The sequence below is a fragment of the Pseudomonas sp. TWI929 genome (genome assembly GCF_039673335.1).
Lineage (GTDB): Bacteria > Pseudomonadota > Gammaproteobacteria > Pseudomonadales > Pseudomonadaceae > Aquipseudomonas.
In genome coordinates, this window is sequence record NZ_JBDJLK010000002.1 from 49,667 (window position 1) to 74,768 (window position 25,102).

The following is a 25,102-nucleotide window of genomic DNA, read 5'->3' on the forward strand; positions in this document are numbered from 1 at the left end:
CAGTAACTGTGGGAGCTGGCTTGCCGGCGATAGGGCCGGTACAGGCAATGAATCAATTGGCAAATGTACCCTGCAGGTGCTCAGCCCGAAACTCCAGGGTCTGCGGCCGGTAGCCGGAGCGCAGCGGCGGCAATGGCAGGCAGTCTTCCCACTCGGCCCCTGGCTGCAGTTCACCCGGCCCACGGTAGCGCGGGGCGTTGTAGGTGTTTTCGGCCAGGTTCACGGTATCGCCCGGCGCATACGCCGCTACACGCCAGCGCAGTTCGGTCAGCGGTACTTGGTTGCCGTTCTTCATGCGTACCTGCAAGGCACGGTCGGCAGGGCAGTGTTCAGGGGCATAGCTCAGGCGCAGGTCCAGACGGGCCAGTTGCGAGCTTTCGCGGGTGTCCTGCCAAAAGACCAACAGGGCTACCAGGCCCAGGCCACATACGGCAGCCAAGGAGATCGGCAGGGCCTTGGCCGGGTAGCGCAACAGCAGCACCAGCCAGGTGAGGATGAGGAAGGCACCGATGATCATGGCGCTTGCAGACCTTGGTTGCGCGGGGTCTGACCATCGTAGCCTGAAATGGCATTTGCTCAAAAGCGGGAGGGCACCGTGCAGTTGACATGCGCTTCGCCACGTTCACCGCATGCGTTCGAAAGCCAGCACCATCACACGGCGGTGCTATCTGTAACTCCCAATACTGTGAGTAGTTGCAAAGCCGAAATGCTCATACATTTTTTTCGCCACTGTAAAGAAAGCGAGTGTGTGGCAGTGGTCTTGAGGGCGCTAAGGCCCAGTCAATGTTATTTGAGTTTATCAACAGCCTACGAGCGAACAGAGCATGATTGACATTCAGGAAAAACAGGCCGTGGAATTTGAACAGGAAATGATGACCGCGCAATCGAAACCGCTTGAAGGCAAGAGCTCTGCGGCGCTCTCACCGGCTTACCTTGGTCACGACAGCTACTATACCGAACTGCCTGAGTTCTCCGAAGCTTCTGAGGGCGGCATGATCTTGCGGGCATATGAACAGCTGGAAAAAGGGAAACTGGGGGTTTTCTTTCGCGCCGGCGTAGATCGCGATGGAAAATTTGTCATCTATCGGGCGTTTGGCAATTTGGGTGCTGGCCTGTATAACGCGACAAACTTGGTGGTGAAAAACATGAAATGGCAACCGGGCCAACAACTCAGCTTCGACTATAGCCTGAACTTCTCAACCGGGGGCGAAACGTATGAAATGTCACAAGGACATTACTGCGTAAACTTTTGAATATTGCCCTCGTGCGTGATGCGCAAGCCTCTGGACAGACCCGCTACGGTAAAACCCGCGGCGGGTTTGTCCATTTATCAAACCGCGCGTTACTGCGCGATGGTCTTCACCGAAATCCCACGCTCCACCGGCGTTGAAGTCCGCCCATACACATCCTCGAAGCGCTCGATATCATCCTCGCCCAGGTAGCTGCCAGACTGCACCTCGATGATCTCCAGCGGGATCTTGCCCGGGTTGCGCAGGCGGTGGATCGAGGCAATCGGAATGTAGGTCGACTGGTTCTCGGTCAGCAGGAACACGTTCTCGTCACAGGTCACCTCGGCAGTGCCAGACACCACGATCCAGTGCTCGGCGCGGTGGTGGTGCATCTGCAGCGACAGGCTGGCGCCGGGCTTGACGGTGATGTGCTTGACCTGGAAGCGGCCGCCCATGTCCACCGAGTCGTACGAGCCCCACGGGCGATACACCTCCAGGTGGTTCTGGGTTTCCGTGCGGCCCTGCTCGTCGAGGGTCTTGACCATCTGCTTGACGCCCTGGACCTTGTCCTTGTGGGCAATCATCATGGCGTCCTTGGTCTCGACCACCACGATGTTCTCCAGGCCGATCACCGACACCAGCTTGCCGTTGCCGTGGATCATGCAGTTGTGGCTGTCCTGCACCACCACGTCGCCCTTGGTGACGTTGCCGTTGTCGTCCTTCTCGTGCACTTCCCACAGCGACGACCAGCAGCCCACATCGCTCCAGCCGGCTGACATCGGCACCACGCAGGCGCGTTGGGTTTTTTCCATTACTGCGTAGTCGATGGAGTTGTCCGGGCAGCAGGCGAAGGTGGCTTCGTCGATGCTCAGCACATCGCCGTCTTCCTGGCTGCGCTCCAGGGCCAGCACGCAGGTGTCGTAGATGTCGCCGTCGTGCTTTTTCAGCTCTTCGAGGAAGCGGCTGGCGCGGAACAGGAACATGCCGCTGTTCCAGAAGTAGCCACCGGCCTGGACGAACTCGGCGGCGCGTTTTTCGTCAGGCTTCTCAACGAATTGCGCAACCCGCGCCACGCCTTCAGGCAGCAGGGCGTCCTGGCTGGAGCGGATGTAGCCGTAGCCGGTTTCCGGCTTGGTCGCCGGCACGCCGAACAGCACCATTTCGCCACGCTCGGCGGCCACGGTGGCCAGGGCCAGGGCGCGCTGCAGCGCCTTCTGGTCATCGATCACATGGTCGGCGGGCAGTACCAGCATCAGCTCGTCGCGGCCTTCGTTGACCAGCTTCATCGCGGCCATGGCCACGGCCGGCGCGGTGTTGCGGCCGAACGGCTCCATCAGGATGCCCTGGGTTTCCAGCTTCAGCGCGGCCAACTGCTCCTGGACGATGAACTTGTGGTCCTTGTTGCAGACCACGATCGGCGTGTCCATGCCTTCGAACACCAGGCGCTCGATGGTTTGCTGGAACAGTGTGTGTTCACCGGTCAGGGCCAGGAACTGCTTGGGGAACTGCTTGCGCGACAGAGGCCACAGACGCGAACCGCTACCACCAGAAAGAATTACCGGGATCATCATGTTTCTCCAATAGTCGTTTAGAGGCAGGGGAATCAGTTGCTAGCCACGGGGCGAGTTACCCACACCGGCGACAAGGCGTTGCCGGAACCCGTTACGTACAGCACTGCGGCTTCGCCGCGCTCCAGGGCGACGGGTTTCACGTCGCCCACTTTCTTGTCTCCTTGGTACAGCGCCAGGCTGACCTTGACCGGGTTGATTTCGCGCTCGCCACGGCCGTTGGCGGCCACCGGCTTGACCACTTCGGTCTTGCCATCGGCAGTTTTCAGGGTCAGCTGCTGGTCGCTCAGGTTCTGCACGCGTACCAGGGCTTTCTGCTTGTTCTTGAACGGCGGTTCTTCAATCAGCTGCGGGTTGCCGCTGCTGCTGTTGACCAGGGTGTAGTACTTGTCCGAGGCCAGCTTGACCGGCACGCTCTTGCCGCCGACCTGGGCGGTGTAATCACCCCCTGGCAGGAAGCTGAAGTCGCTGCTGGCCTGGGCGCCAACCTGCTTGATCTGGGTGTTGCCGACGCTGGCGGCAGCCGGTGCGCTGGCGGCGTTGTACAGGCGCACGAAGGTCGAGCCTTTCGGCGCGCTGGGGCCATACAGCGCAGCGTCGGCACCGGCAAAGGCCTGCAGGGAAGCAAGGGAAAGGCCGGCCGCGAGGGTGAGGGCTTTGGCAATGGAAGTCTTGGTAGTCATGTGCATTTCCTCTCTATCAATCAGTGGTCTGTCCGGATGGACGACAAGGCCAGGTTTTCTTCGGATTTACGGGAGTTCTTCAGCTGCGCGATCCACTGCGGGTCGAAGCTGCTGAGGTCGTTTTTCATTGGCAGATAACGTTCGGGGAATTCCCACACCACCACTTGTGGTGCGGCGTTTTTAAAGGCATCGCTTTGCAGGTACTTGAGCATTGGCAGCAGCGGGCCGTGGCCGTCTTCGGCGTAGTTGGCGACGTCGCTGTGCAGGGCCTGCTGCAGCGCGCCGAGGAAGTTCCAGTGCGGGTTGGCGCTGTAGCTGGTGCCCACCAGCGCAACCGGGATCTGCTTGTCGGCGAACAGTGCGTCACCGGCGTCAGCTTCAGCCTCGACCGGCCGGGTGGTGCGCTGCTGCAGGCTGTCCGGGGCCGGTAGCAGGTTGCTGAACAGCGGGTCCAGGGGCAGGAAGTTGGTCAGGTCACCCTTGTACGGCGCAGTGCTGCCGGCTTCGGTGATGAACGCCTGCGGGTCGCCATTGAGCAGGCTCTGGCGGCTGACCGCTTCGGCCAGTGCCTGCGCCGCCACTTCGGCGCCCATCGGCGTCCAGTGGGTGTCGGTGCGCAGGAATACCTGGCCGCGGGCCTTGGCCTGCTCCAGCGGCGCTATCAGGTCCGGGGCGAACACGTTGGCCTGGCGCACCTGGGCATGGAACTGGTTGTACAGGTCGTCATGCAGGCTGGCAGGCTGCTCCTTGCCGATGTATTCGGCATAGACCCGTGCCTTGGCCGGCACGATCGCCAGCACCAGCTGGCTGCCATGCTGTTGCAGGGCGTCGCGTACGCCGCGGATCAGCGCCAGGTTTTCCTGCATCAGATGCTCGGCACCGGCACTGGGCTTGAACTCTTCGTCGCTGAACAACCACTGGTCGCGGCCCAGCACCACACCGGGGCGGCCTTCGTTGAACAGCTTGAAGTCCATTGCCGCCCACAGGTTGGTGCCCAGGCGCTTGATCGGGAACTCGGCGTCGTAGTGGGTTTCGGCGGCCTTGGCCAGCTTGCCGTTGAGCAAGGTCATCTGCTCGGTGCGCTGGAAACTCTGCAGGCCACCGGTGGACCAGGCGCCCATGCCCACCAGCAGGCCGAGGAACGACAGCGAATAGGTAATGCGTAATGTCCGGGTCATGTCATCAACCTCAGAACTGGAAGTAGAGGAACGGCGAGTAGCTCTGCGCCGAAAGCTTGAGGATCGAGGCCACGAACAGCAGCAGCACCAGGGCGCGGGTCATTACCCGGGTCCAGTCCAGGCCGAGCGAGCCGTCGTTGTTGATTTGCACCGGGGTGGCCTTGGGCTCCGGCTTGGCATTGCGGAAGAAGTCGCGCAGGCCAAAGAACGCCAGGGTGATGTAGGCAACCACCAGGGTGGCCACCTGCAGGCCGGTGAGCTGGGCGCGGTTGAGTTCCGACAGCTGCCAGTCGCCGAAGCTGAACATGGCGCCGTACATGCGGGCGGCTACGTGCAGGTTCTCGGCGCGGAAGATCACCCAGCCGACCACCACCAGCAGGAAGGTGAAGGCCCATTTCACCGGGTTGAAGCGCTGCGGGTTGGTGTCGATGCCCAGCGCACGCTCGATTGCCAGCCACATGCCGTGCCAGGCGCCCCAGATGATGTAGGTGAAGTTGGCACCGTGCCACAGGCCGCCCAGCAGCATGGTCAGGAACAGGTTGCGGTAGGTGTTGAGGGTGCCTTTGCGGTTACCGCCCAGGGTGATGTACAGGTAGTCGCGCAGCCAGGTCGACAGGCTGATGTGCCAACGCCGCCAGAACTCGGTGATCGACTGGCTGATGTACGGCTGCTTGAAGTTTTCCATGAAGCGGAAGCCCATCATCAGGCCCAGGCCGATGGCCATGTCGCTGTAACCGCTGAAGTCGAAGTACAGCTGCGCGGTGTAGGCCAGGGCGCCGAGCCAGGCATCACCGGTGGTCGGGTTCTGCAAGGCAAAGCAGTGGTCGGCCACTACCGCGAGGGTGTCGGCGATGAACACTTTCTTGATGAAGCCCTGCATGAAGCGGGTGCAGCCTTCAGAGAACTTGTCCAGGGTGTGGGTGCGGTTGTTGAACTGGTCGACCAGGTCCTTGAAGCGCAGCACCGGGCCGGCGATCAGGTGCGGGAAGATCGCCACGAACGCTGCGAAGTCGATCAGGTTGCGGGTGGCCGGGGTGTCGCCGCGGTACACATCGATGATGTAGCTGATCGACTCGAAGATGTAGAACGAGATACCAATCGGCAGCAGCACGTGGGTGAGGATGAACGGCTCCAGGCCGAACGAGCTGATGATCGCGTTCAGGCTGTCGACACCAAAGTTGGCGTACTTGAAGTAGCCGAGGATCGCCAGGTCGACACTTACGCCAAGCAGCAGCCAGCGTTGGGCCGGCTTGGTGCGCACACCGGCGGCACCGACTTTCAGGCCGATCCAGTAGTTCCACAGGGTGACCCCGGCGAACAGGGCCAGGAAGTCCACCCGCCACCAGGCATAGAAGATGTAGCTGGCGACCAGCAGCAGCAGGTTGCGATAACGTTGCCCGCTCAAGTAGTACAGGCCGAGGAAGATCGGCAAGAACAGGAACAGGAACACGTTGGACGAGAAGACCATCCCGGTTCTCCTTTTTGTTCACAGCATCCAGGGCAAAGCGCCCCCCAAACCCCCCACACAAATGTGGTGGGCTACCTAGATCCCTGTTGGTGGTGGGTTGCCGGCGATGGGCCCCTACGCGCACCCCGACAATGGCCGGGCAAGGCTTCGCCTTGCATCGCAGGCAAGCCAGCTCCTACAGGGTTTTGTGTTACTTCTTGCTCCCTGCGCTCGGGTCATAGACCCGGGTCAGGTCGCCGCCCAGCCGGAAGCTGTTGAACGGCTGCATGCCGCGCTTGCGTTGCAGGGTGTCGCCAGTGCACGCATAGAGGCTGCAGTAGGGCTCCATCCAGGCGTACTTGCTGTCTATCTTCAGGTCTTTCATGTCCTGCTTGTCGCCATTGCGGGCCTTGAACGCGCTGGGGTCCTTCGACCCGCTGAGCACCCGTTGCGCCAAGCGCTGCAGGGCGTTGTTGTTCTCGCCGCGCACATCCACGCCATTGACCTGGGCAAAGCTGGCGATCATCGCCAGCGGCGGCAGGGCGTAGTTGTGGTAGGCCAGGGCACGTTGCTTGCGCTTGAGCTCGTTGGGCAGGAAGCCCTGGGCATCGACCTGGTTGGCACCCACCCGGTATTCCTTCACGGCCCAGTCGAACAGGTCGCGACGGTCGGTGGCCACGGCGGTGGCCATTACCGACCAGGCCGCCCAGTAGCTGTGGTTGTTGACTTTCTCCAGCGGCAGGTCGCTCCAGTCGCGCACGACTTGCGAGGCCAGGCGGGCGAACCATTTTTCGATCAGCTCGGCCTCGGCCTGGTGCGCGGCCAGCGGCTGCGAGTTGGAGAACTTCAGGCGCAGCCACGAACCACTCATGCTGCCCAGTGCCCATTTGCGCATCGACTTGCCGGTGTGGTTGTAGTCGGTGGACAGCAGCGCATCGGCGCGTGCCCAGCTGCCCAGCCAGGCCAGGGTGCAGTCAAGCTGCGCCGGGCGGCCGTCACGCATGTACTGGCCGACCATCTTGCTCACGCCTTTCTCAAGGGTGGTGATGTCTTCGGTCGACTTGCGGAAGGCCTTTTCCGAGGCGACGTTGAGTGTCGCCCGCGCCTTGTCCGAGCCTTCGTACTTGCTGCGAAACTGCAGGGCGCCGGTGTACGGCTTGGGTGCCGCTGCGCAGCGGAAGTTACCGTCGCCTGTCTTGAGCTTTTCGATCCCCTCGTAGTAACCCTGGGGCGGTACCAGCGCGGCGTGCGCGGCACCGCCGCACAACGCCAGAGCGAGCAGGGCGGGGCTGGAAATTCGCTTGAACGGAATCATGGTCGCCTCACTGGCCGGCCTGCGCGGTCTGCGCGGGCACGGCGAAGTTGTTGCGTTTGCAGAGCTTGGCTTCGACTTTCTGCGTGCCTTGTTCCGGGCCCTGGATTTCAAAGGCCAGCAGGCTCTGGCTGGCCCAGTCCTCGTCTTCACGCATCTGGAAGACAAAGCGCCCGTCGGTGTCGGAGGTTTCCGGTTTTTCCAGCTTGATGTCCTCGTGGCGGCCGTTGAGGTACCACAGGGTGGCCTGCAGCACCTTCACCGACGGGTCTGCGAACTTGACGTCCATCTGCAGGTTGCGGTTGATCAGGTCTTTGAGCACGCCGCCCTTGCCGTTGACCATCAGCTCGTTCTTGCCGGGCTTGAGGGTGGTGCTGGCGCTCATCAGGGCCGGGCGGTCGTCGCAGCCGTCGTCGAGCAGGCCGAGGATTTGCCGCCAGATGGTTTCCTGGTCCAGGCGGTACAGCGGGGAGAATTCCCATACCAGGATCTTCGGCGGGTTCTTCTGGAACTCCTCGCTACCCAGGTACTGGATCATCGAACCTTCCAGGCCACCGCCAGGGAAGGCGACGTTGAGCACGTCGGCGCCGATGTATTGTTCGAGGAAGCCCGAGAAGTTGTAGTTCTTGCCACTGTGGCTGGTGCCGACCAGGGTGATCTGCGCGTTGCCGCCGTCACCGAACAGGTCGTCACCGCCGCTGGAGCCTTTCGGCTCGGTAGCGAACTGGTCCATGTACTGCACCGCGTAGCTGGTGCCGCACAACTGGCCGGCAACGTTGTGCAGGGTGCCGGTCTTGCCCATGCGCCCGGACTTTTTCGTTTCGAATTCCTTGCGCGGGATGCCTTCGAAGGCCGGCATCTTGTGCACGGTGTCGGCCACGATCTTCGCCGCGCGCTCGGCGCCGTATGGCGTCCAGTGCTGGTCGCCACGGAAGTAGAAGTCCTTGCCCTGGTCGGCGGCGGCCAGTTGCTCGTTGGTCAGCGGCGACAGGTCGGGCACGTTGTAGCCCATGCTGGCGAAGCGCTTGAGCATGGCCTGGTAGTTGCCCAGGGCCTTCTGGTAGTCGAAGGCGGCTTTTTCGGCCGGGTTGAGCATGTTGCGGTTCACCAGGCCACGGGTCGGCTGGTACACCACCACCAGTTCCACGCCGCGCTTCTTGAACGCGTCGTGCACTTGCTGCAGGCGTTTGTAGCCGGCCGGGGTGGTGTTGAACTCGGTGCGCAGGTCTTCGCGGGTACGGAACAGCCAGTCGCCCTTGGCCTGCACCAGCGTGGTGAAGTTCTGCTGGTAGCGGGTGGTGTAGCGGCTGGCGTCGTGCGCCTCCGGGCACAGCTGGCAGCAAGGCTCGGCGCTGAAGGTCGGGGCCTTGACGTCTTCGGCGCGCACGCCTTGGCTGATCGCCAGGAGGGCCGCGGACAGGCCCAGCAGTTTCATCAGGTGTGGAGTCATGGTCTGGGCTTCCTTAATCGATCATTTCGGTCTGGCGTTCGACCGGGTCGATCAGCACAGCCTTCTGCTGGCGCACCAGCAGGTCGAGGATTTCGTCCTGGCGTTCGCCGAGGATGCCGTTCAGGCTGATACCGTTGGCCTTGCGCGGGGCGAGCATGGACACCTTGTACAGCTCGACCGACAGCGGCGAGTCGATCGACAGTGGCCCGGAGCCGTTGGCCGCCAGTTCACCGCCAACCAGAATCAGCGATACCTTGGTGTCGAACGGGTCGAGGGCGATGTCGCGGTCGGTGTCGGACAGGTCCTTGATGTGGCCGTACACACCCACCAGGCCGTTGGCCATGGCGACGTTTTCGTACAGGCGAATGTTCACGCTGTTACGCACGCGGATGCCGTGGCGGCGGTTGTTGATCAGCTTGTTGCCCCACAGCAGGTTGTCGCCGCTTTCGTACAAGGTGATGCCGTCGGTGTGGTTGCGGTAGATCTCGTTGTAGGCCACCAGGTTGTTGACGCTGTTACGGTCGATCACCACGCCCGAGAGCTTGTTGTCGAAGCTCTTGTTGTTGATGATCCAGCTGTCGTTGACCTCACGCGAAACGATGATGCCGTGCTTCTTCTTGGTGCCGTACACCGTGTTGCCGGCAATGATCAGCCGGTGCGAGCGGTCGTGCGGGTCGATGCCATAGACGATGTTGTCGCGGTAGGTGCTGTCCTTGACCACGAAGTCCTGGGTTTCGTAGCAGTAGAAGCCGTACCACATGTCGCTGAACTCCGAGCCGATGATCCAGCCGGTGGGCTCAGGGCGGCCCATGCGCTTGGCCATGTTCGGCGTGTACTGCGAGATGCTCACGCCATACGACTTGGACTTGGCGTAGCCGAAGCTGGCCATTTTGGTGTTGACGATGTAGGTCTCGGTGCCGCCCCACGACAGCAGGAACGGGCGGAATTCCTTGGGCGAACGGAAGGTCGCCGGGCCATTTTCCTTTTCGCGCCAGCCGGTCACCTGGGTGTCGGTAACGAACAGCTTGCCGTCGTTGACCAGGAACGCGCCGCCTTCCTGGGACAGGCGCAGCTGCTTGACCTTGCCGTCGATCTCGAGGATGCCCTTCTGCCCGACCACGATCGGCAGGCGCGCCAGGTACACGCCTGGCTCGACTTCGCTGAGGTACTGCTTGGGTACCTGCTTGCTCAGCTCGACCAGGTCGACATGGCCGTCATCGACAAAGATCGCCTGCGGAATGCCGTGCTGGCGCTGCACCCACTCGGCCGCCTTGTTGTCGCCGCCGACGAACTCCTTGAGGGAGTCCTCCTGGAACATCCGGCGCAGGCTGACCTTGCCTTTGTGGCGGCGGTCGATCTTCTTCTGCACCGCCTCGGCCGTGAAGCCGGTCAGGTCGGGCAGCTTTGGCGGGTCCATTTGCAGCGGCTCGATCGGCGCGCTGGCCACCGTGTAGGTCTTGGCCTGCTGCAATTCCTTGGCGATTACCTTGGGCTCTGCGGCGACGGCCAGGCCCGAGGCCAGCAGCAGGGCGCTGGCCAGCAGGCTGTGACGTAAGTGCGGGTGAAGGTTCATCAGGTTTCTCCCGGCCTCAGAAGCGCCAGATCACGTCGACGAAGGCGCGGTGCATGTACGAATCCGCTTCCTTGCCGTAGGCGTCGCCCGGCTTGAACACACCGGCACGCAGGCGCACCAGGGCCGAAGGTTCGTCGATGGCCTGGCTCATCGATGCCGGCAGCAGGCCTTGCTTGAAGTACTTGGTCACGACCACGTCCATTTCCTGGCCAAGGTCTTTTTCGCCATCGACCAGCGGGCGGTTCACGCCGTCGTCGTTGACCGTTGCGTTGATGCCGCTGGAGCCGATGTTCTGGTTGCCGTCGACACGCCAGAACTTGTGGTAGATGAAGCTGGCGTCGTAGTCGTCGCGCAGCTGCCAGGAGGCGAACAGGGTGGCCGCTTGCAGGTTGCCCAGCTCGCCACGGAAGGCTTCGCCGAAGCGGTGCACACGCGAGCGGGTGCCGGTGTAGTTGGAGCGATTGCTCTCCAGGCCGGTCTGCTCGTAGTTGTTCGAACCGTCGTCGCCACCGCCGCCGCTGCCACGGGCATACGCTGCGCCGACCTGCCAGTTGGGGTCCAGCCGCAGACGGATGCCGAGGTCGGTGGCCCATGCGTTGACGTCGCCGCTCTGCTTGCCAGTCGCAACCTGGTCGTCGCCAACGGCCTGGCTGCTGAGGGTATCGCGGTTACCGGTCAGCCAGGTCAGGCTGCTCCAGTAGTTGATGGTGTGATCGTTGCGCCAGTTGTAGGCGTCGCTGTTGGCCTCAAGGCCCAGCCAGGTGAGGTCGCCGGTGCGGGTCTTGTCCAGCGCGTCGACGGTTTCGCCGGGGCTCTTCAGGCTGCCGCTGTCATGCGTGTGGTGGGCGCGCACGCCGACCCAGTGGCCAGGGGTCCACTGCGTGGCGACGTTGCCATAGATGTGCGTGCGGTCCTTGTCTTCCGGGGCCAGCTCGGTGAGGTCGGTGCGGTATTCGCTGAAGCGCTGGGCCACGCCCAGGTCGGCCTTGAGCAGGGTGGTGTCGAAGGTCCAGTTCAGCGCTTCGATGTTGGTATCACGCCACATGCCGTCGTCGCTGCGCAGGCGCTGGCGGCCGAGGCGCAGTTGCTCGCCGGGGTAGGCGGTAAGGCCGCTGTAGCCTACCCAGAACTCGCGCATGGCCAGGTAGTTCTTGTCAGGCTTGCGGCTGTCGTCACCGCTATCGGTAGTGGTGCCGTCGTCGTTCTGGCGCAGCGTGTCGGTTTCGATGGTGTCGGTGGCCGCGACTGCCTGGCCCATGGCATAGGCGCTCCAGTTGCCACGCTCGCCATACACCCACGGGCGCAGGTCCAGGCCCAGGCCGTTGACGTCGCCGCCAGGGCGGGTGCCGAGGTCACGGTCGTCTTCCGACTGGCCGGTAATTTTCACATCCAGGCCGAAGTTTTTTTCGGCGGTCATTTCCGCCAGGGTCGGGCAGGACCACAGCAGGGCGAAGCTCAGGCCGATGCCAGCTTTCACGAAGGGATTGAGCGTCATAGCGAGTCCTCACCGTCTACTTCTTTTTCGTCGTCTTGCAGGGCTTCGATGGCCAGGGTGCTGTTGGCGCCTTGGCTCATGCTGCCGCGTGCCTGCTTTTCCTGCGCCAGCAGTTGCTGGGCCTGGCTGCGCTGGTCGGGGGTCAGTTGCTGGTCGAGTTGCTGCAGCAGTTCGCCCGATTGCGGCGTTGGGTTGACCTGCGACAGCTGGGCGAATACCCAGGCGTTGCCGGGTTGCGGGCGAATGCCGTGGCCTTCGCTGAACAGCTGGGCCAAGGCGTAGTCGGCGCTGTTCTGCCCGCCACGGGCAGCGGCCAGCAGGTGGTCGACGGCCTTCTGTGGCTCGACGTTGCCCAGGTAACCGCGGCGGTACAGCTGGCCCAGGTAGTAATGGGCGCTGATTTCGCCGGCGTCGGCGGCGGCTTGCAGGTGTTGCTCGGCTTTTTGGGCGTCGGCTGGCAGGGTCTTGCCTTCGTAGTACAGGCGGCCCAGCAACAGCTCGGCGCGTGGCTGTTCGGCTTCGCGGCCTTTGTCGATGTAGGCCAGCAACTGGTCGGTATCGCCCAGCTCGGGGAAGTCGTAGACCAGTTGCGCCAGGCTGACCCAGGACGCCGGGTTGGCCGGCGCCACTTGCTCGAGCAGGTCCTTGGCGGTTTTCTCGTCGGTCTGGCCGAGGCTGCGGTCGGCCAGTACCCGGGCCACGCTGTCGATCCGGGTGGCTGGCACCGCGCCACGGGCGTAGGCGGCTTTCAGCTGGCTGAGCAGGGCGGCCTGCTGGTCGGCCTGGCTGCGCTTCTGGTACACGGTGGCCAGTTCGACATAGCAGATGTCAGTGCTATTCAGGGCTGCCTTGCAGATCTTCTCCACATCGCCTAATTGCTGGTCGTAGGTGCCCTGGGTGCGGTACAGCAGTATCTGGGCCAGGCCGGCTTCCGGGCTGCCGGCAGCGCGCCACTGGTCGATCTGCTGTTGCGCGTTGACCTTGGGGAAACTCTGCGGGTAGCTGAGGTAGAGCATCGCCAGCGGGATCAGGGTGTTGCTTTCACCTTGCCTGGCCGCTTGCTTGAGCAGTGTTTCGGCTTCTTCGCGCTCGGCCTGGGTGCTGTCGGGCTTGGCCACCAGCAGGCGGCCGAGGCGCGCCTGTGCACGCGGCGAAGTAGAGGCTGCGGCGCGGTAAGTGGCCTCGGCTTCCTTGATTTGCGATGGGTCGCGGGTGGCCACCTTGATGTCGGCCAGGCCCACTTGCGCTTCGCTGTAGCCCAGGTCGGCCAAGGCCTTGTAGTTGCGCTCGGCCAGTGCCGTGTCACCGCGCTTCATGGCTTCGTTTGCCAGGCGCTGGTCGGGCAGGCCGGCACAGCCGGCCAAGGCGATGGCCATGGCCAGGCTGCACCATACTAGCGGGCGAGCTGGTGCAATCCCTGTGGGAGCGGGTCGTTGGCTAGTCATAGGCTTTCCCTCTTACAAGCCACGGGCCACGGCTTTGTCGATCAGCCAGTTCAACGACGGGCCACGGTCGCTGTTGACCGAAGCCGGGCGGCCGGCCAGTTCTGCAGGCAGGCCGTCATCAGGCTTGATCTGCACGCGGATATCGGAGGCAAGGTTTTCACTGTCCAGGCTGGCGCTGCTGACGATCTGGCCAGTGCGTACTTCGTCTTCGCCGGCGACCTGGAAATTGACTCGGGTGCCTGGCTTGACCTCGTCGAACTGGCGGTAGCTGAAACGCGCCTCGACCATCGGGTTGGTGGTGCGCGGGATCAGCTGGAAGATCGGCTGGCCCTTGGCGGCGTACTGGCCGTCGTCCACCAGCTGGCGGGCGACCACGCAATCGCAGGGGCTGGTGAGGGTGCCGGACAGCTGCTTGCCGAACAGTTCCTCGATTTTCGCCGGTTCCAGCTGCGCGTCGTCCAGGTTGCCCTTGAGCATGTCCAGCATGCTGGTGGTGAAGCTGGCCAGTGGCGCGCCCTTGGCGATCTGCCCGCCGCTTTCCACCAGGCTGTTCACGGTGCCGTCGCGCGGCATGGTGACGTTGGTGGTGGGCACCGCGACCACACCGGCTTCGGCATGGCTGACGAAGTACATGCCGTACAGCGACTTGGCGACGAAGCCGAAGGCAGCCACGCCGACCACGAACACGCCGAGGGTGACGGTGACGGCCTTGAGGCGGCCAAAGGCGCTCAGGCCGGCACCGCCGTCCTTCTGCTTGCGTGCCTTGGTGAAGTTGTCGCGCTGCAGGGTGCTGAGTACGTCGCCGATGCTGATCAGCTCGCCAGAAAGGTGGCTGGTGATGATGTGCCGCAGCGTGGCGATGTCGCGTGGTTCGAGGTTCTGGAACTGCGCGCCGGTACGGCCGCTGCTCGGGTTGTAGGAGCGCACCTGGAACTCGATGTCGATCGACAGGCCGAGGTTGTCGACCACGAACTGCAGGCGCCCACGCAGCACATCACCCACCGCCAGCTGTTGCTTGGTGTGGAAGCTCAGGCCACCGGCGGAAAGGTCGTCGACCTTCACTTCGTGGGTCTGGCGCTGGGCGTCCAGGAAACGCAGTTTGGCGGGAATGCGCACCCGAGCGTGTTGGCGCTGGGCTTCGGACTCATGCACGACATTGACGTTCACGGCGGTATTCATGGTGGTTTGTTCCTGTTAGATCCGATCCGGGTTGGGCTCACACGACCATGAACAGCACAGCAACGAAGATGCTGGCAGCCGAGAAGGTCATGGTCCGCGAGGACCAGGTGTTGAACCATTGTTGAAAGCTGGCGAGGTCACGCTTGAGGGCAGTGGGCTGACGCGTCCACGACTGCTTGTCGAGGCGGAAGAACACGTAGATCTTCATCAGCGCGCCGATGATCTGGTTGTAATAGAGAATCAGCGGGTAGGCCGGGCCTACGTTGTGGCCGGAGCACAGCAGCATGATGGTGAGGATCAGGCGGGTGATGCCGATCCACAGCAGGTACACCAGCAGGAACGCCAGGCCGAACTTGAGGCTGGCGATCACCGCCACGGTCAGGCCCAGCAGGCTGGTCCACATCGACACGCGCTGGTCGAACAGCACGATGCTGGTGAACAGCCCCAAGCGGCGCAGGCCCAGGCCCAGCGCACGGGAGTTCTGCCGCAGGTTGTTGCCGTACCAGCGGTACATCAGCTTGCGGCTGGCCTTGAGGAAGCTCTTCTCCGGCGGGTGCTCGACCGTGTTGATGGCGGCGTCCGGCACGTAGAAAGTGTCGTAGCCCAGGCGCATCAGGCTGAACCAGCTGGACTTGTCGTCACCAGTAAGGAATTTGAAGCGGCCCAGGCGCCAGTGCATCAGCGAGTCGCTTTCGACGTCGGCGATGAACTCGGGGTTGGTCACCACGCTGGCGCGGAACATCGACATGCGCCCGGTCATGGTCAGCACGCGCTTGGACAGGGCCATCGAGCACATGTTGATGTGGCGCTGGGCGAAGCGCAGCTTGTGCCACTCGCTCATGATGTAGCCGCCGCGCACTTCGCAGAACTCGTTGGTGGTCAGGCCGCCAACGTTGGGGAACAGCTTGAACCACGGCACGGTCTTGCGTACCACGCCATCGGCCAGCACGGTGTCACCGTCGATCACCGCCACCACGGCGTTGTCGTCTGGCAGCATGCGCGAGATGGCACGGAAGCCGTAGGCCAGGCCGTCACGCTTGCCGGTGCCGGCGATGCGCACGATGTCCAGCTTCACGTGGGCCGGCGGGTTGTATTTGGCCCACAGGCTCTTCACCAGCAGTTCATCGGACATTTCCACCAACGAGCAGACCACGGTGGTGGGGAAGCCGCAGTTGATTGCCTCGCGGATCACCGAGCTGTACACCTGGGCGGTGGTCAGCGCTTCGATACGGAAGCTGGTCACCATCAGGTACACATGCGACGGGTCGGCAGCGTTGCCCATTTTCTGCACCTTGCGGCGCAGGTACGGGTACACGCCGTAAAGAAAGATCATGCCGCGGATGAAATGGGTGGCGCCCATGGAATAGCGCCAGATGCCGACTGCGCCGACCAGGAAGATGAAGTGCTTCGACTGCGAGTCGAAGATATCGGCTGGCAGGGCCAGGGCGATCAACATGAGCAGGCTCATGTAGAGCAGCCAACCGGCGCACTGCAACAGCACTGTCTGGAGCCTTTGCATGTTCAGCATCCGTCGAGAATTCGGGGGAAGGTGGGCAGCGCAAGTGGGGAGGCTTGCGCTGCCCGGCCAGGCACTTACCAGCAGATGCCTTCGGTGCGGCTGGTGGTACAGGTCGCTTTGCTCATGAAGCCGACCAGGTCGATCACGTGCTTGCCGGCCGGCGCTTGCTGGGCGAGGGCGCGGAACTGCTCGTCACGGTTGCCGAGGACGATGATGTCGGCGTTGTCGATGACCTTCTGGAAGTCGGCGTTGAGCAGCGACGACACGTGCGGGATCTTCGACTCGATGTAGTCCTTGTTCGCCCCGTGGACGCGGGCGTACTGCACGTTCTCGTCGTAGATATCCAGCTGGTAGCCCTTGCCGATCAGGCGCTCGGCCAGTTCCACCAGCGGGCTTTCGCGCAGGTCGTCGGTGCCGGCCTTGAAGCTCAGGCCCAGCAGGGCGACCTTGCGCTTGTCGTGGGCTTCGATCAGCTCGAAGGCGTTCTGTACCTGCGACTCGTTACTGCGCATCAGCGAGTCGAGCAGCGGTGCGCGCACGTCGAGGCTGGCGGCACGGTAGGTGAGGGCGCGCACGTCTTTCGGCAGGCACGAGCCGCCGAAGGCGAAGCCAGGGCGCATGTAGTACTGCGACAGGTTCAGCACCTTGTCCTGGCAGACCACGTCCATCACTTCACGGCCATCGACGCCGACGGCCTTGGCGATGTTGCCGATTTCGTTGGCGAAGGTGACCTTGGTGGCGTGCCACACGTTGCAGGTGTACTTGATCATCTCGGCCACTTCGATCGGCTTGCGGATGACCGGGGCGTCGAGCTCTTCGTACAGGGCCTGGAGGATGTCGCCGCTGGCGCTGTCCAGCTCGCCGATGACGGTCATCGGTGGCTGGTCGTAGTCCTTGATCGCGGTGCTTTCACGCAGGAATTCCGGGTTGACCGCGACACCGAAGTCGACGCCGGCCTTCTTGCCCGAGCAGTCTTCGAGGATCGGGATGACCACATTCTTGACGGTGCCTGGCAGCACGGTGCTGCGCACCACGATGGTGTGGCGGCGGGTGGTGTCACGCAGCACGTAGCCGATTTCGCGGCACACCGACTCGATGTACTCCAGGCCCAGGTCGCCGTTCTTCTTGCTAGGGGTACCCACGCAGATCATCGACACGTCGCTGGCACGGATGGCTTCGGCGAAGTCGGTAGTACCGCGCAGGCGGCCATTAGCGATGCCCTGTTGCAGCAGTGCTTCCAGGCCAGGTTCGACGATGGGCGACTTGCCCTGGTTGATCAGGTCGATCTTGGTGCTGGACACGTCCACACCGATCACTTCATGGCCACGCGCCGTCAGGCAGCCTGCACAGACTGCACCCACATAACCCAAACCAAAGATGCTGATACGCATCGCTATCACCTCATGTGTTTATCACGCCGGCACCTCCGAGAAGTGCCGGGCTGGGTTGATTAACAACAGTTTTCGGGCGCACGGATCCATGGCGAAAGCACACTTCGCCGAGCGCAGGCAAAATAAATCCGGAGCGCAAAAGTTATGCACTCAAATGTGGCAGTAAATAGCCATTAATTAAAAAACGTGCCCTGGAATGCAGCCGTCTTTATTGCAAAGCGCTACTTGGCGCGTTGCTGTGCTTGTTTTTTCAAGTGGAAAAATCCTTTGAAATCAACCACTAGGACGAATTGTAAGGGACGCGTCTCTCCTGCGTGGACAGGGCTTTCGGGGGAACCCGTGATGCCTGTCGAAGTTACCTAAGCGGGTAGTGGATACCTGCCGTTGTCATCTGTAAGTCATCTCTCACAGCCCGCAGGCAGGAAAATCGTTACGGCACTATGAGCGGTTGGCCGTATGAGAAGTTCCTGAGTGAGTTTCACCCGGATGAAAGATTTCTAAATATTTATTCAGAGGTGGGCAATTTCAATCTGATAGCACGTGGGTGTTTTGCCCCTATATATAAAGGACGAAACTGTTGCGAGATGTTTTTATGCCAGCATCGAAAAATATTTTTCAAAATTCGTCAAAAAAGCTATGAACGGTCTTATGGCGTTTGGCGATAAAGGTAGGTGTGCTGGATTTTTGGCGTCGGATTTATGTCGTAATGGCAATTTGAAGCTTGCCCTGTTGCAGGGCGGGAGGGGGTATCGTGGCTACTGGCCTCTTCGCGGGCACGGTGGATGGCACCGGCTTTGCCGGTGTTCGCGGGTAAACCTGCTCCCACAGGTTCGGGAGAACCCGAAGCCAGCGCAATACCTGTGGGAGCGGCTTTAGCCGCGAAGAGGACCTGTCAGGCTTACTCGGTGGGATGATCGCGCAGAAACACCAGGTGGTCTGCCTTGGACTGCTCGGCACTGTAGTAGTAGCCCTGCACATCGAACTGCTTGAGCTGCTCCGGGTCGCTGATGCGCTGCTGGATGACGAAGCGGCTCATCATGCCGCGGGCTTTCTTGGCGTAGAAGCTGATGATCTTGTACTGGCCGTTCTTCAGGTCCTTGAAGTCGACGTTGATCACCCGGGCCTTCAGGGCACTGCGTTTTACCGCGCTGAAGTACTCGTTGCTGGCCAGGTTCAGCAGCACGTCATCACCCTGGTCGGCCAGGGCCTGGTTCAACCATTCGCTGATGCGCGTGCCCCAGAAGGCATACAGGTCCTTGCCGCGGGCGTTGGCCAGCTTGGTACCCATTTCCAGGCGGTAAGGCTGCATCAGGTCGAGCGGGCGCAGCAGGCCGTACAGGCCCGAAAGCATGCGCAGGTGGCCTTGCGCGTAGCTGAAGTCGTCCTCGCCCAGGCTCTCGGCGTCGAGGCCGGTGTACACGTCACCCTTGAATGCCAACAGCGCTTGCTTGGCATTGGCCGGGGTAAAGTCCGGGGTCCAGCTGCCAAAGCGCGCGGCATTCAGGCCGGCGAGCTTGTCGGACAGGTGCATCAGCTCGCTGATCTGCGCTGGCGACAGCTCGCGCAGCTGCTGGATCAGTTCCTGGGAGTCGTCCAGGTACTGGGGCAAGGTGAAACGCTCGGTCACAGGCTTGGTGTCGTAGTCGAGGGTCTTGGCGGGGGAAATCACCGTCAGCATCGGGTCGGCTCCTGGCATCGTTGGCCGGGGATTCTACGGGCTGTGCGGTGCAAGTCCAAACTATGGCGACGATAGTCACAGACCATGGCCGGTACAGGCGCTATAGTGCGCGTTTTGCCGTTGCGGAGCCTTCAACCGTGCGCATCGCCCCTGCCTTGCTGGCCGCTCTGCTGAGCCTGGCCGTGCAAGCCGCCCCATCACCACAAGTCAGCATGGACCGCAGCCTGTGGCCCGAGAAGCTGGACAGCCCGGCGCTGTTCGATGTGGCTTCGCGGGCCGAAATCCTCTCGTTCGCCCAGGCGCTGCATGAAAGCGAGCTGCTGGACGATGCGGCGTTGGCGGCGCGGGTGGGGTTGCGGCAGATCAACCTGCAGAAGGTTCGCCAAGTGCGGGCACACATGTGGCAGCGTTTGTGGGAGGGGTACCAGCAGGCGCAACGCAGTTGCGAGCAGGATGCGTCGTTTTGCTATCCGGTAACTTCAATGGCGGATTTGCGCACGCAGGCGGCGACGTTCGCTACTGATGTCGGCACGTTTTATACCGGCTGGATCGAGCCAAGCCACCAGTTCCATGCGCGCTACCTGGATGAACAGCTGCGCAAGGCTGCGTTACTGCCGCAGACCAGCAGTGAGGTGGAGCGGCTGTCCTCGCGCGAGCGTAATGGTGATGAACTGAACGACCGCATGTTCCTGCTGACCTTCGTCGGTGGGCCGGGGCCTGATGCCGGCAGTACCGACTCACTGGCCGAATACCTGCGCCGGCAAAAGCTTGAAGGCATGTTCTTCGTACTCGGCAACCGCTTGCAGCAACGCCGCGACGCCGGCGCGGCGAACGCGCTGCGCCAGCTCTATGGCAGGCAGTGCGTGGGCATCCAGGGCTGGGAATACCGCTCCCATGCGCAGTGGACGGGCTGGCAGGACTCGCTGCGGCGTAGCCAGGCGCGGGTGCAGGCCGACTTGCCGCAGCAATATGTACCGCTGTTCCGGCCGCCTTATGGCCAGCGCCGGGCCGATGGCGAGGCGTTCATGGCCAGCCAGCAGTTGCGGGTGTCGTTGTGGGATATCGATGCCCAGGACGATGGCGCATTGAGTGCAGAGGCCTCGGCGCAGCGGGTGCTGACCCTGATGCTGCTGTGGCGCAAGGGCGTGATCCAGATGCATGACAGCCAGCCCAAGGCCCAACCGGCGCTGGAGTGGTTGCTGCGCAATACCGCCCAGAGTGGCATCGGCTGGGCGGATTGCCGCGAATATGCTTATCGCGAATAGAGGGTATGACTTCTGAGCGTAGTCCCCTCTGGCTTTGCCGCCAAGGCCTCTTCGTCAATCGGAAAAATAAACTTCAAATTCTCGTAAAAATGCTTTTTTTGGTCATGGTTTTTGCGGTATGAAGAAACCAGACAGCCGATTCCTGCAGCACAGGTGGCGTCATCCAGGCCCACCTTGCCAGGTTCACTTCCCGCCCGTAGCAACGCGGATACGGGGAGCACGGCAGTCACTTTGCGGCGCAGCAGACCGTGCCGTGTGGCTTCGACATAAGGTGACCGAGTATGGATGACCAAGGACGCAACCCTTCCTCCAGCAAGCCAATCCTCTATGTGCTCGATACCAACGTCCTGATTCACGACCCCAACGCATTACTCAACTTCGAGGAGCATCACGTTGCCATCCCGATGACGGTGCTGGAGGAACTCGACAAGCTCAAGACCGGTAAACAGACCATCGCCGCCGAGTGCCGCCAGGCCATCCGTTTGATCGACCAGACCCTCGGTGACGCCTCGCCCAGCGATGTCGAGCAGGGCGTGCCGATCCAGCGCAACAAGAGCGGGCCCAAGGGCTTCCTGTCGATCCTGATGAGCCCGCGCAACGAACCCAGCAAGTTGCTGCCGGAAAACCTCAACGACAACATTATCATCAACACCTTGCTCGAAGTACGCAGCCGGCGCACCGACCTGGACGTGGTGCTGGTGACCAAAGACATCAACATGCGCCTGAAGGCGCGCGCTTGTGGCATCGCGGCCGAGGACTACAGCACCGACCAGTTGGTGGATGACGTGTCCTTGCTGTCCAAGGGCTACCATTCGGTAACCGGCTCATTCTGGGACCGGGTCAGCAAGGTCGATACCCGGCAGGAGCGTGGCCGTACCTGGCACCGCGTGCAAATGATCGACAACCTGCCCGCAGTTCACGTCAACGAGTTCATCATCGATGAGCAGGGCTTTGTCGGTTGGATCAAGGGCATCCGCAACGATGAGCTGCTGCTGCTCGACCTGCACCAGGAGCCACTGCTGCACCAGGAAGCATGGGGCTTGAAACCGCGCGACATCCATCAGAGCCTGGCGCTGTTCGCCCTGCTCGACCCGGATATCCACCTAGTCAACCTGACCGGTGCTGCCGGATCCGGTAAAACCATCCTGGCCCTGGCTGCAGCCATCGAGCAGACCATGGTCAGCAAGCGCTACCGGCGCATCATCGCCACCCGCAGCGTGCAGGGGCTGGACCAGGAGATCGGCTTCCTGCCGGGTACCGAAGCAGAGAAGATGGAGCCATGGCTGGGTGCCATCACCGACAACCTCGAAGCCTTGCACATGGATGACGAAAGCACCCATGGCAGCGTCGAGTACATCCTCGAGCGCGTGCCGTTGCAGTTCAAGTCGCTGAACTACATCCGTGGCCGCAGCTTCCAGCAGAGCCTGATCCTGATCGACGAGTGCCAGAACCTGACGCCGCACCAGATGAAAACCATCATCACCCGTGCCGGCTCCGGGTCCAAGGTGGTCTGCCTGGGTAACCTGGCGCAGATCGACACCCCCTACCTGTCCGCGACCAGCTCGGGCCTTACCTACCTGACCGAGCGTTTCAAGGACTTCCCCCATGGCGTGCACATCACCCTGCAGGGCGTACCACGCTCGGTGCTGGCCGAGTACGCCGAGTCGCATCTGTAACCTTCCCCGCCGGGCGGTTCGCCGCCCGGCCTCTTCGCGGGTAAGCCCGCTCCCACAGGTACAGCGTAAAACCTGAGGGCAGCGCGGTATCTGTGGGAGCGGGTTTACCCGCGAAGAGGCCGGCCCAGTTGACGCATCCCTCTGCTCAAACCTGACCCACAGGTTTACACTGCAGGTTCCCTTCACAGGAGCAGAGCAGTGCTGACACATCTTGATTCCCAGGGGCGGGCCAACATGGTCGACGTCACTGAAAAGGCCGTGACCGAGCGCGAGGCCACCGCCGAGGCACGTGTTCGCATGTTGCCGCAGACCTTGCAGATGATCGTCGACGGCGAACACCCCAAGGGCGACGTGTTCGCCGTGGCGCGCATTGCCGGGATCCAGGCGGCGAAAAAGACCAGCGACCTGATCCCGCTGTGCCACCCGCTGATGCTGACCAGCGTCAAGGTCGAGCTCAGCGCCGAGGGCCAGGACGCCATACGTATCGTCGCCCGCTGCAAGCTTGCCGGGCAGACCGGTGTGGAGATGGAAGCGCTGACCGCTGCCAGCGTTGCGGCGCTGACCATCTATGACATGTGCAAGGCTGTGGATAAAGGCATGGTCATCGAACAGGTGCGCCTGCTGGAAAAACTGGGCGGCAAGAGCGGCCACTACAAGGTGCAGGCGTGATGAAGGTCAAGGTGATGTATTTCGCCCGCTACCGCGAGCTGCTGGGCGTGGATGCCGAGCGTGTAGAGGGTGAGTTCAAGGTTGTCGACGATGTGCGTCAGGCCTTGTTGGGCAAGGGTGGGCAGTATGAACTGCTGGCCGAACAGAACCTGATGTGCGCGCGCAACGAAGAGCTGTGCAAGCTCGATGAGCCGCTGGAAGAGGGCGATGAAGTGGCGTTCTTCCCGCCGGTGACCGGAGGCTGAACATGGCAGTGCGAGTGCAGGAAGGCGCGTTCGACCCTGGGGCCGAGACCAATGCCATGCACGCGGCCAACGTTGGCGTGGGCGCGGTGGTCGGTTTTGTTGGCTATGTGCGTGATTTCAACGATGGCCGGGAAGTGGCGGGGATGTTCCTTGAGCATTATCCGGGCATGACCGAAAAGGCCCTGGCCAAGATCGTGGTCGAGGCCGAGCAGCGCTGGCCGTTGCTCAAGGTAGAGGTGCTGCACCGCATCGGAGCGCTGGAACCGGGCGAGCCGATCGTGTTCGTCGGCGTGGCCAGTGCCCATCGGCAGGCAGCGTTCGATGCCTGCAATTTCATCATGGACTACCTGAAGACCCGGGCGCCGTTCTGGAAGAAGGAAAATACCCAGGAAGGGCCTAGGTGGGTGGAAGGCAAGCAGAGCGACCAGGATGCGGCGGGGCGCTGGTAGTTATGTGATTGATGGCCTGGGCTTTGCCCCGGTTCGCGGGTAAACCCGCTCCCACAGGTACTGCGCAGTTTCCGAAACCTGTGGAGTACCTGTGGGAGCTGGCTTGCCGGCGATTGGGCTGCAAAGCAGCCCCGGCATCAGTGGTGTTTACGGGGCACCGGCTTGAGCAGCTCATCCGGCGGCATTTCGCACTTGATCTTGCGCCCCAGCAACTCTTCGATTGCTGGCAGTTGATAAGAATCATCTTCCCCGGCAAAGCTGATCGACACGCCTTCAGCCCCGGCACGCCCGGTACGGCCAATGCGGTGCACGTAGTCGTCCGGGTCTTCCGGCAGGGTGAAGTTGATCACGTGGCTGATGCCATCGATGTGAATGCCGCGCCCGGCCACGTCGGTGGCTACCAGCACGGTAATGCGCCCTTCGCGGAAGCTTTCAAGGGTGCGGATACGCTTGTGCTGCGGCACATCGCCCGACAGCTGGGCGGCATTGATACCGTCGCGCACCAGTTTTTCTTCGATGCGCCGCACTTCGTCCTTGCGGTTGGCGAACACCATCACCCGTTCCCACTTGTTCTGGGTCACCAGGTTGTACAGCAGCTTGTACTTGTCGCTGCCGGCCACCGCATATACGTGCTGCTCGACCGTTTCGCTGGCCACGTTCTCCGGCTCGATCTCGACGATGGCCGGGTTGGTGGTCCACTGCTTGGCCAGGTTCATCACGTCGTCGGTGAAGGTGGCGGAGAATAGCAGGGTCTGGCGCTCGCTTTTCGGCGGCGTCTGGCGAATGATCTGGCGCACTTGCGGGATGAAGCCCATGTCGAGCATGCGGTCGGCTTCGTCCAGCACCATCACCTCGACCATGTCCAGGTGCACCTCGCCGCGCTGGTTGAAGTCCAGCAGGCGGCCTGGGGTGGCCACCAGGATGTCGCAGTGGCGTGCTTCCAGGGCCTTGAGCTGCTTGTCGAAGTCCATGCCGCCGACGAAGCTCATCACGTTCAGGCCGGTGTACTTGGTCAGGGCGATGGCGTCCTTGGCGATTTGCACCACCAGTTCGCGGGTCGGCGCGATGATCAGCGCACGTGGCTCACCCATGTAGCGCTCTTTGGGCGGTGGCGTCTGCTGCAGCTGGGAAATGATCGAAATCAGGAACGCCGCTGTCTTGCCGGTACCGGTCTGGGCCCGGCCGATGGCGTCCTGGCCACGCAGGGTGTAACCCAGCACCTGCGCCTGGATCGGCGTGCAGTACGGGAAGCCCAGGTCGTGGATGGCGTGCATCAGCTCGTTGGACAGCTTGAAGTCGTGGAAGCGGGTCTTGCCTTCCTGCGGCTCGACCACGAAGTCTTCCGGTTTCCACAGGCTGGCCTGCGGTTTGGGCTTGCGCTCGCGACGCGGTTTGCCACTGGCCGGTTTGTCGGCAGGTGGCTTGGCGGCGTCAGGTTGTTCAGCCTGGGGGGCTGGGGTGGCGTGCGGAGCGGCCGGTTGTGGCACAGGCCGCGCCTCGGGCGCGGGCGCAGGCGGCGTCACGCTGGCAGCAGGAGCGACGGCCTGTGGCGCGGCGTCTCCCTTGCCGAATATTTTCTTGAGTGCCTTGAGCACGATCGTCTCATCAACTGGTTAAGGAATGTACGCCGGGCAGTGTAATGCAAGATTCG

21 protein-coding genes are annotated in these 25,102 nt (G+C 62.4%); 6 read left to right on the forward strand and 15 right to left on the reverse strand.

The features are described 5' to 3' along the window. Positions 1-52: 52 nt before the first annotated feature. The gene (locus ABE456_RS01615) at positions 53-517 is read right to left on the reverse strand and encodes a multidrug transporter (RefSeq protein ID WP_346642430.1); all 465 of its coding nucleotides are present in this window, start codon (positions 515-517) and stop codon (positions 53-55) included. 307 nt (positions 518-824) lie between these two features. Here ABE456_RS01615 and ABE456_RS01620 point away from each other — a divergent pair, with 307 nt between their 5' ends. Continuing rightward, positions 825-1,253: a hypothetical protein gene (locus ABE456_RS01620; protein WP_346642431.1), complete on the forward strand. Its 429-nt coding sequence runs from the start codon at positions 825-827 to the stop codon at positions 1,251-1,253. Between the two features lie 89 nt (positions 1,254-1,342). Here the strand turns inward: ABE456_RS01620 and ABE456_RS01625 are convergent, their stop codons facing one another. From ABE456_RS01625 to yaaA, 13 genes are all read right to left on the reverse strand, one after another. Then, the gene (locus ABE456_RS01625) at positions 1,343-2,797 is read right to left on the reverse strand and encodes a mannose-1-phosphate guanylyltransferase/mannose-6-phosphate isomerase (RefSeq protein WP_346642536.1); all 1,455 of its coding nucleotides are present in this window, start codon (positions 2,795-2,797) and stop codon (positions 1,343-1,345) included. Between the two features lie 35 nt (positions 2,798-2,832). Continuing rightward, positions 2,833-3,480, reverse strand: coding sequence for an alginate O-acetyltransferase AlgF (locus ABE456_RS01630; protein ID WP_346642432.1), 648 nt, complete (start codon positions 3,478-3,480; stop codon positions 2,833-2,835). Between the two features lie 20 nt (positions 3,481-3,500). Beyond that, positions 3,501-4,658 (reverse strand): alginate O-acetyltransferase, encoded by a 1,158-nt coding sequence (locus ABE456_RS01635; RefSeq protein ID WP_346642433.1) that lies wholly within the window; start codon positions 4,656-4,658, stop codon positions 3,501-3,503. Between the two features lie 10 nt (positions 4,659-4,668). Further along, positions 4,669-6,126 carry an MBOAT family protein gene (locus ABE456_RS01640; protein WP_346642434.1) on the reverse strand — a complete coding sequence of 486 codons (1,458 nt, stop codon included), beginning with the start codon at positions 6,124-6,126 and terminating at the stop codon, positions 4,669-4,671. 190 nt (positions 6,127-6,316) lie between these two features. Further along, positions 6,317-7,420 carry a mannuronate-specific alginate lyase gene (locus ABE456_RS01645; protein ID WP_346642435.1) on the reverse strand — a complete coding sequence of 368 codons (1,104 nt, stop codon included), beginning with the start codon at positions 7,418-7,420 and terminating at the stop codon, positions 6,317-6,319. Between the two features lie 7 nt (positions 7,421-7,427). Next, positions 7,428-8,867, reverse strand: coding sequence for an alginate O-acetyltransferase (locus ABE456_RS01650; RefSeq protein ID WP_346642436.1), 1,440 nt, complete (start codon positions 8,865-8,867; stop codon positions 7,428-7,430). A 13-nt stretch (positions 8,868-8,880) separates the two neighbouring features. Next, positions 8,881-10,440: a mannuronan 5-epimerase AlgG gene (gene algG / locus ABE456_RS01655; protein WP_346642437.1), complete on the reverse strand. Its 1,560-nt coding sequence runs from the start codon at positions 10,438-10,440 to the stop codon at positions 8,881-8,883. 16 nt (positions 10,441-10,456) lie between these two features. Next, positions 10,457-11,935 carry an alginate export family protein gene (locus ABE456_RS01660; protein WP_346642438.1) on the reverse strand — a complete coding sequence of 493 codons (1,479 nt, stop codon included), beginning with the start codon at positions 11,933-11,935 and terminating at the stop codon, positions 10,457-10,459. Further along, positions 11,932-13,380, reverse strand: coding sequence for an alginate biosynthesis TPR repeat lipoprotein AlgK (gene algK, locus ABE456_RS01665; protein WP_346642439.1), 1,449 nt, complete (start codon positions 13,378-13,380; stop codon positions 11,932-11,934). The genes ABE456_RS01660 and algK overlap by 4 nt, the downstream gene beginning before the upstream one ends. A gap of 12 nt (positions 13,381-13,392) precedes the next feature. Then, complete coding sequence (locus ABE456_RS01670) at positions 13,393-14,559, reverse strand: alginate biosynthesis protein Alg44 (RefSeq protein WP_346642440.1); 1,167 nt, start codon at positions 14,557-14,559, stop codon at positions 13,393-13,395. A gap of 37 nt (positions 14,560-14,596) precedes the next feature. Then, on the reverse strand, positions 14,597-16,078 hold the full coding sequence (gene alg8 / locus ABE456_RS01675) for a mannuronan synthase (protein ID WP_346642441.1): 1,482 nt from the start codon (positions 16,076-16,078) through the stop codon (positions 14,597-14,599). Between the two features lie 74 nt (positions 16,079-16,152). After that, entirely contained in the window at positions 16,153-17,469 is a 1,317-nt protein-coding gene (locus ABE456_RS01680) for a UDP-glucose/GDP-mannose dehydrogenase family protein (RefSeq protein ID WP_346642442.1), read from the reverse strand. An 898-nt stretch (positions 17,470-18,367) separates the two neighbouring features. Next, a complete protein-coding gene (gene yaaA / locus ABE456_RS01685) occupies positions 18,368-19,147 on the reverse strand; it encodes a peroxide stress protein YaaA (protein WP_346642443.1) in 780 nt (259 codons plus the stop codon). 137 nt (positions 19,148-19,284) lie between these two features. Between yaaA and ABE456_RS01690 the strand changes: the two genes are divergently transcribed. The 5 genes from ABE456_RS01690 to moaE all read left to right on the forward strand — a co-directional run bounded on the left by ABE456_RS01690 (position 19,285) and on the right by moaE (position 23,451). Then, positions 19,285-20,412 (forward strand): polysaccharide deacetylase family protein, encoded by a 1,128-nt coding sequence (locus ABE456_RS01690; RefSeq protein WP_346642444.1) that lies wholly within the window; start codon positions 19,285-19,287, stop codon positions 20,410-20,412. A 281-nt stretch (positions 20,413-20,693) separates the two neighbouring features. Further along, on the forward strand, positions 20,694-22,088 hold the full coding sequence (locus ABE456_RS01695) for a PhoH family protein (RefSeq protein ID WP_346642445.1): 1,395 nt from the start codon (positions 20,694-20,696) through the stop codon (positions 22,086-22,088). A gap of 198 nt (positions 22,089-22,286) precedes the next feature. Then, positions 22,287-22,757 (forward strand): cyclic pyranopterin monophosphate synthase MoaC, encoded by a 471-nt coding sequence (gene moaC, locus ABE456_RS01700; RefSeq protein ID WP_346642446.1) that lies wholly within the window; start codon positions 22,287-22,289, stop codon positions 22,755-22,757. After that, positions 22,757-23,002: a molybdopterin converting factor subunit 1 gene (moaD, locus tag ABE456_RS01705; protein WP_346642537.1), complete on the forward strand. Its 246-nt coding sequence runs from the start codon at positions 22,757-22,759 to the stop codon at positions 23,000-23,002. Before moaC ends, moaD begins: the two co-directional genes overlap by 1 nt. A gap of 2 nt (positions 23,003-23,004) precedes the next feature. Further along, positions 23,005-23,451, forward strand: a complete 447-nt coding sequence (gene moaE / locus ABE456_RS01710; protein WP_070384329.1) for a molybdopterin synthase catalytic subunit MoaE — start codon at positions 23,005-23,007, stop codon at positions 23,449-23,451. Between the two features lie 137 nt (positions 23,452-23,588). On the opposite strand, the gene rhlB is transcribed toward moaE, so the two are convergent. Next, a complete protein-coding gene (gene rhlB, locus ABE456_RS01715; RefSeq protein WP_346642447.1) occupies positions 23,589-25,046 on the reverse strand; it encodes an ATP-dependent RNA helicase RhlB in 1,458 nt (485 codons plus the stop codon). Positions 25,047-25,102 lie beyond the last annotated feature (56 nt).

Coding starts and splice junctions, on each gene's coding strand:
- ABE456_RS01650 (WP_346642436.1), bottom strand. CDS start 8,867: ATGACTCCACACCTGATGAAACTGCTGGGCCTGTCCGCGGCCCTCCTG.
- alg8 (WP_346642441.1), bottom strand. CDS start 16,078: ATGCAAAGGCTCCAGACAGTGCTGTTGCAGTGCGCCGGTTGGCTGCTC.
- ABE456_RS01630 (WP_346642432.1), bottom strand. CDS start 3,480: ATGACTACCAAGACTTCCATTGCCAAAGCCCTCACCCTCGCGGCCGGC.
- ABE456_RS01635 (WP_346642433.1), bottom strand. CDS start 4,658: ATGACCCGGACATTACGCATTACCTATTCGCTGTCGTTCCTCGGCCTG.
- ABE456_RS01640 (WP_346642434.1), bottom strand. CDS start 6,126: ATGGTCTTCTCGTCCAACGTGTTCCTGTTCCTGTTCTTGCCGATCTTC.
- algK (WP_346642439.1), bottom strand. CDS start 13,380: ATGACTAGCCAACGACCCGCTCCCACAGGGATTGCACCAGCTCGCCCG.
- ABE456_RS01625 (WP_346642536.1), bottom strand. CDS start 2,797: ATGATCCCGGTAATTCTTTCTGGTGGTAGCGGTTCGCGTCTGTGGCCT.
- moaD (WP_346642537.1), top strand. CDS start 22,757: ATGAAGGTCAAGGTGATGTATTTCGCCCGCTACCGCGAGCTGCTGGGC.
- yaaA (WP_346642443.1), bottom strand. CDS start 19,147: ATGCTGACGGTGATTTCCCCCGCCAAGACCCTCGACTACGACACCAAG.
- ABE456_RS01620 (WP_346642431.1), top strand. CDS start 825: ATGATTGACATTCAGGAAAAACAGGCCGTGGAATTTGAACAGGAAATG.
- ABE456_RS01670 (WP_346642440.1), bottom strand. CDS start 14,559: ATGAATACCGCCGTGAACGTCAATGTCGTGCATGAGTCCGAAGCCCAG.
- ABE456_RS01695 (WP_346642445.1), top strand. CDS start 20,694: ATGGATGACCAAGGACGCAACCCTTCCTCCAGCAAGCCAATCCTCTAT.
- moaE (WP_070384329.1), top strand. CDS start 23,005: ATGGCAGTGCGAGTGCAGGAAGGCGCGTTCGACCCTGGGGCCGAGACC.
- ABE456_RS01615 (WP_346642430.1), bottom strand. CDS start 517: ATGATCATCGGTGCCTTCCTCATCCTCACCTGGCTGGTGCTGCTGTTG.
- algG (WP_346642437.1), bottom strand. CDS start 10,440: ATGAACCTTCACCCGCACTTACGTCACAGCCTGCTGGCCAGCGCCCTG.
- ABE456_RS01645 (WP_346642435.1), bottom strand. CDS start 7,420: ATGATTCCGTTCAAGCGAATTTCCAGCCCCGCCCTGCTCGCTCTGGCG.
- ABE456_RS01680 (WP_346642442.1), bottom strand. CDS start 17,469: ATGCGTATCAGCATCTTTGGTTTGGGTTATGTGGGTGCAGTCTGTGCA.
- ABE456_RS01660 (WP_346642438.1), bottom strand. CDS start 11,935: ATGACGCTCAATCCCTTCGTGAAAGCTGGCATCGGCCTGAGCTTCGCC.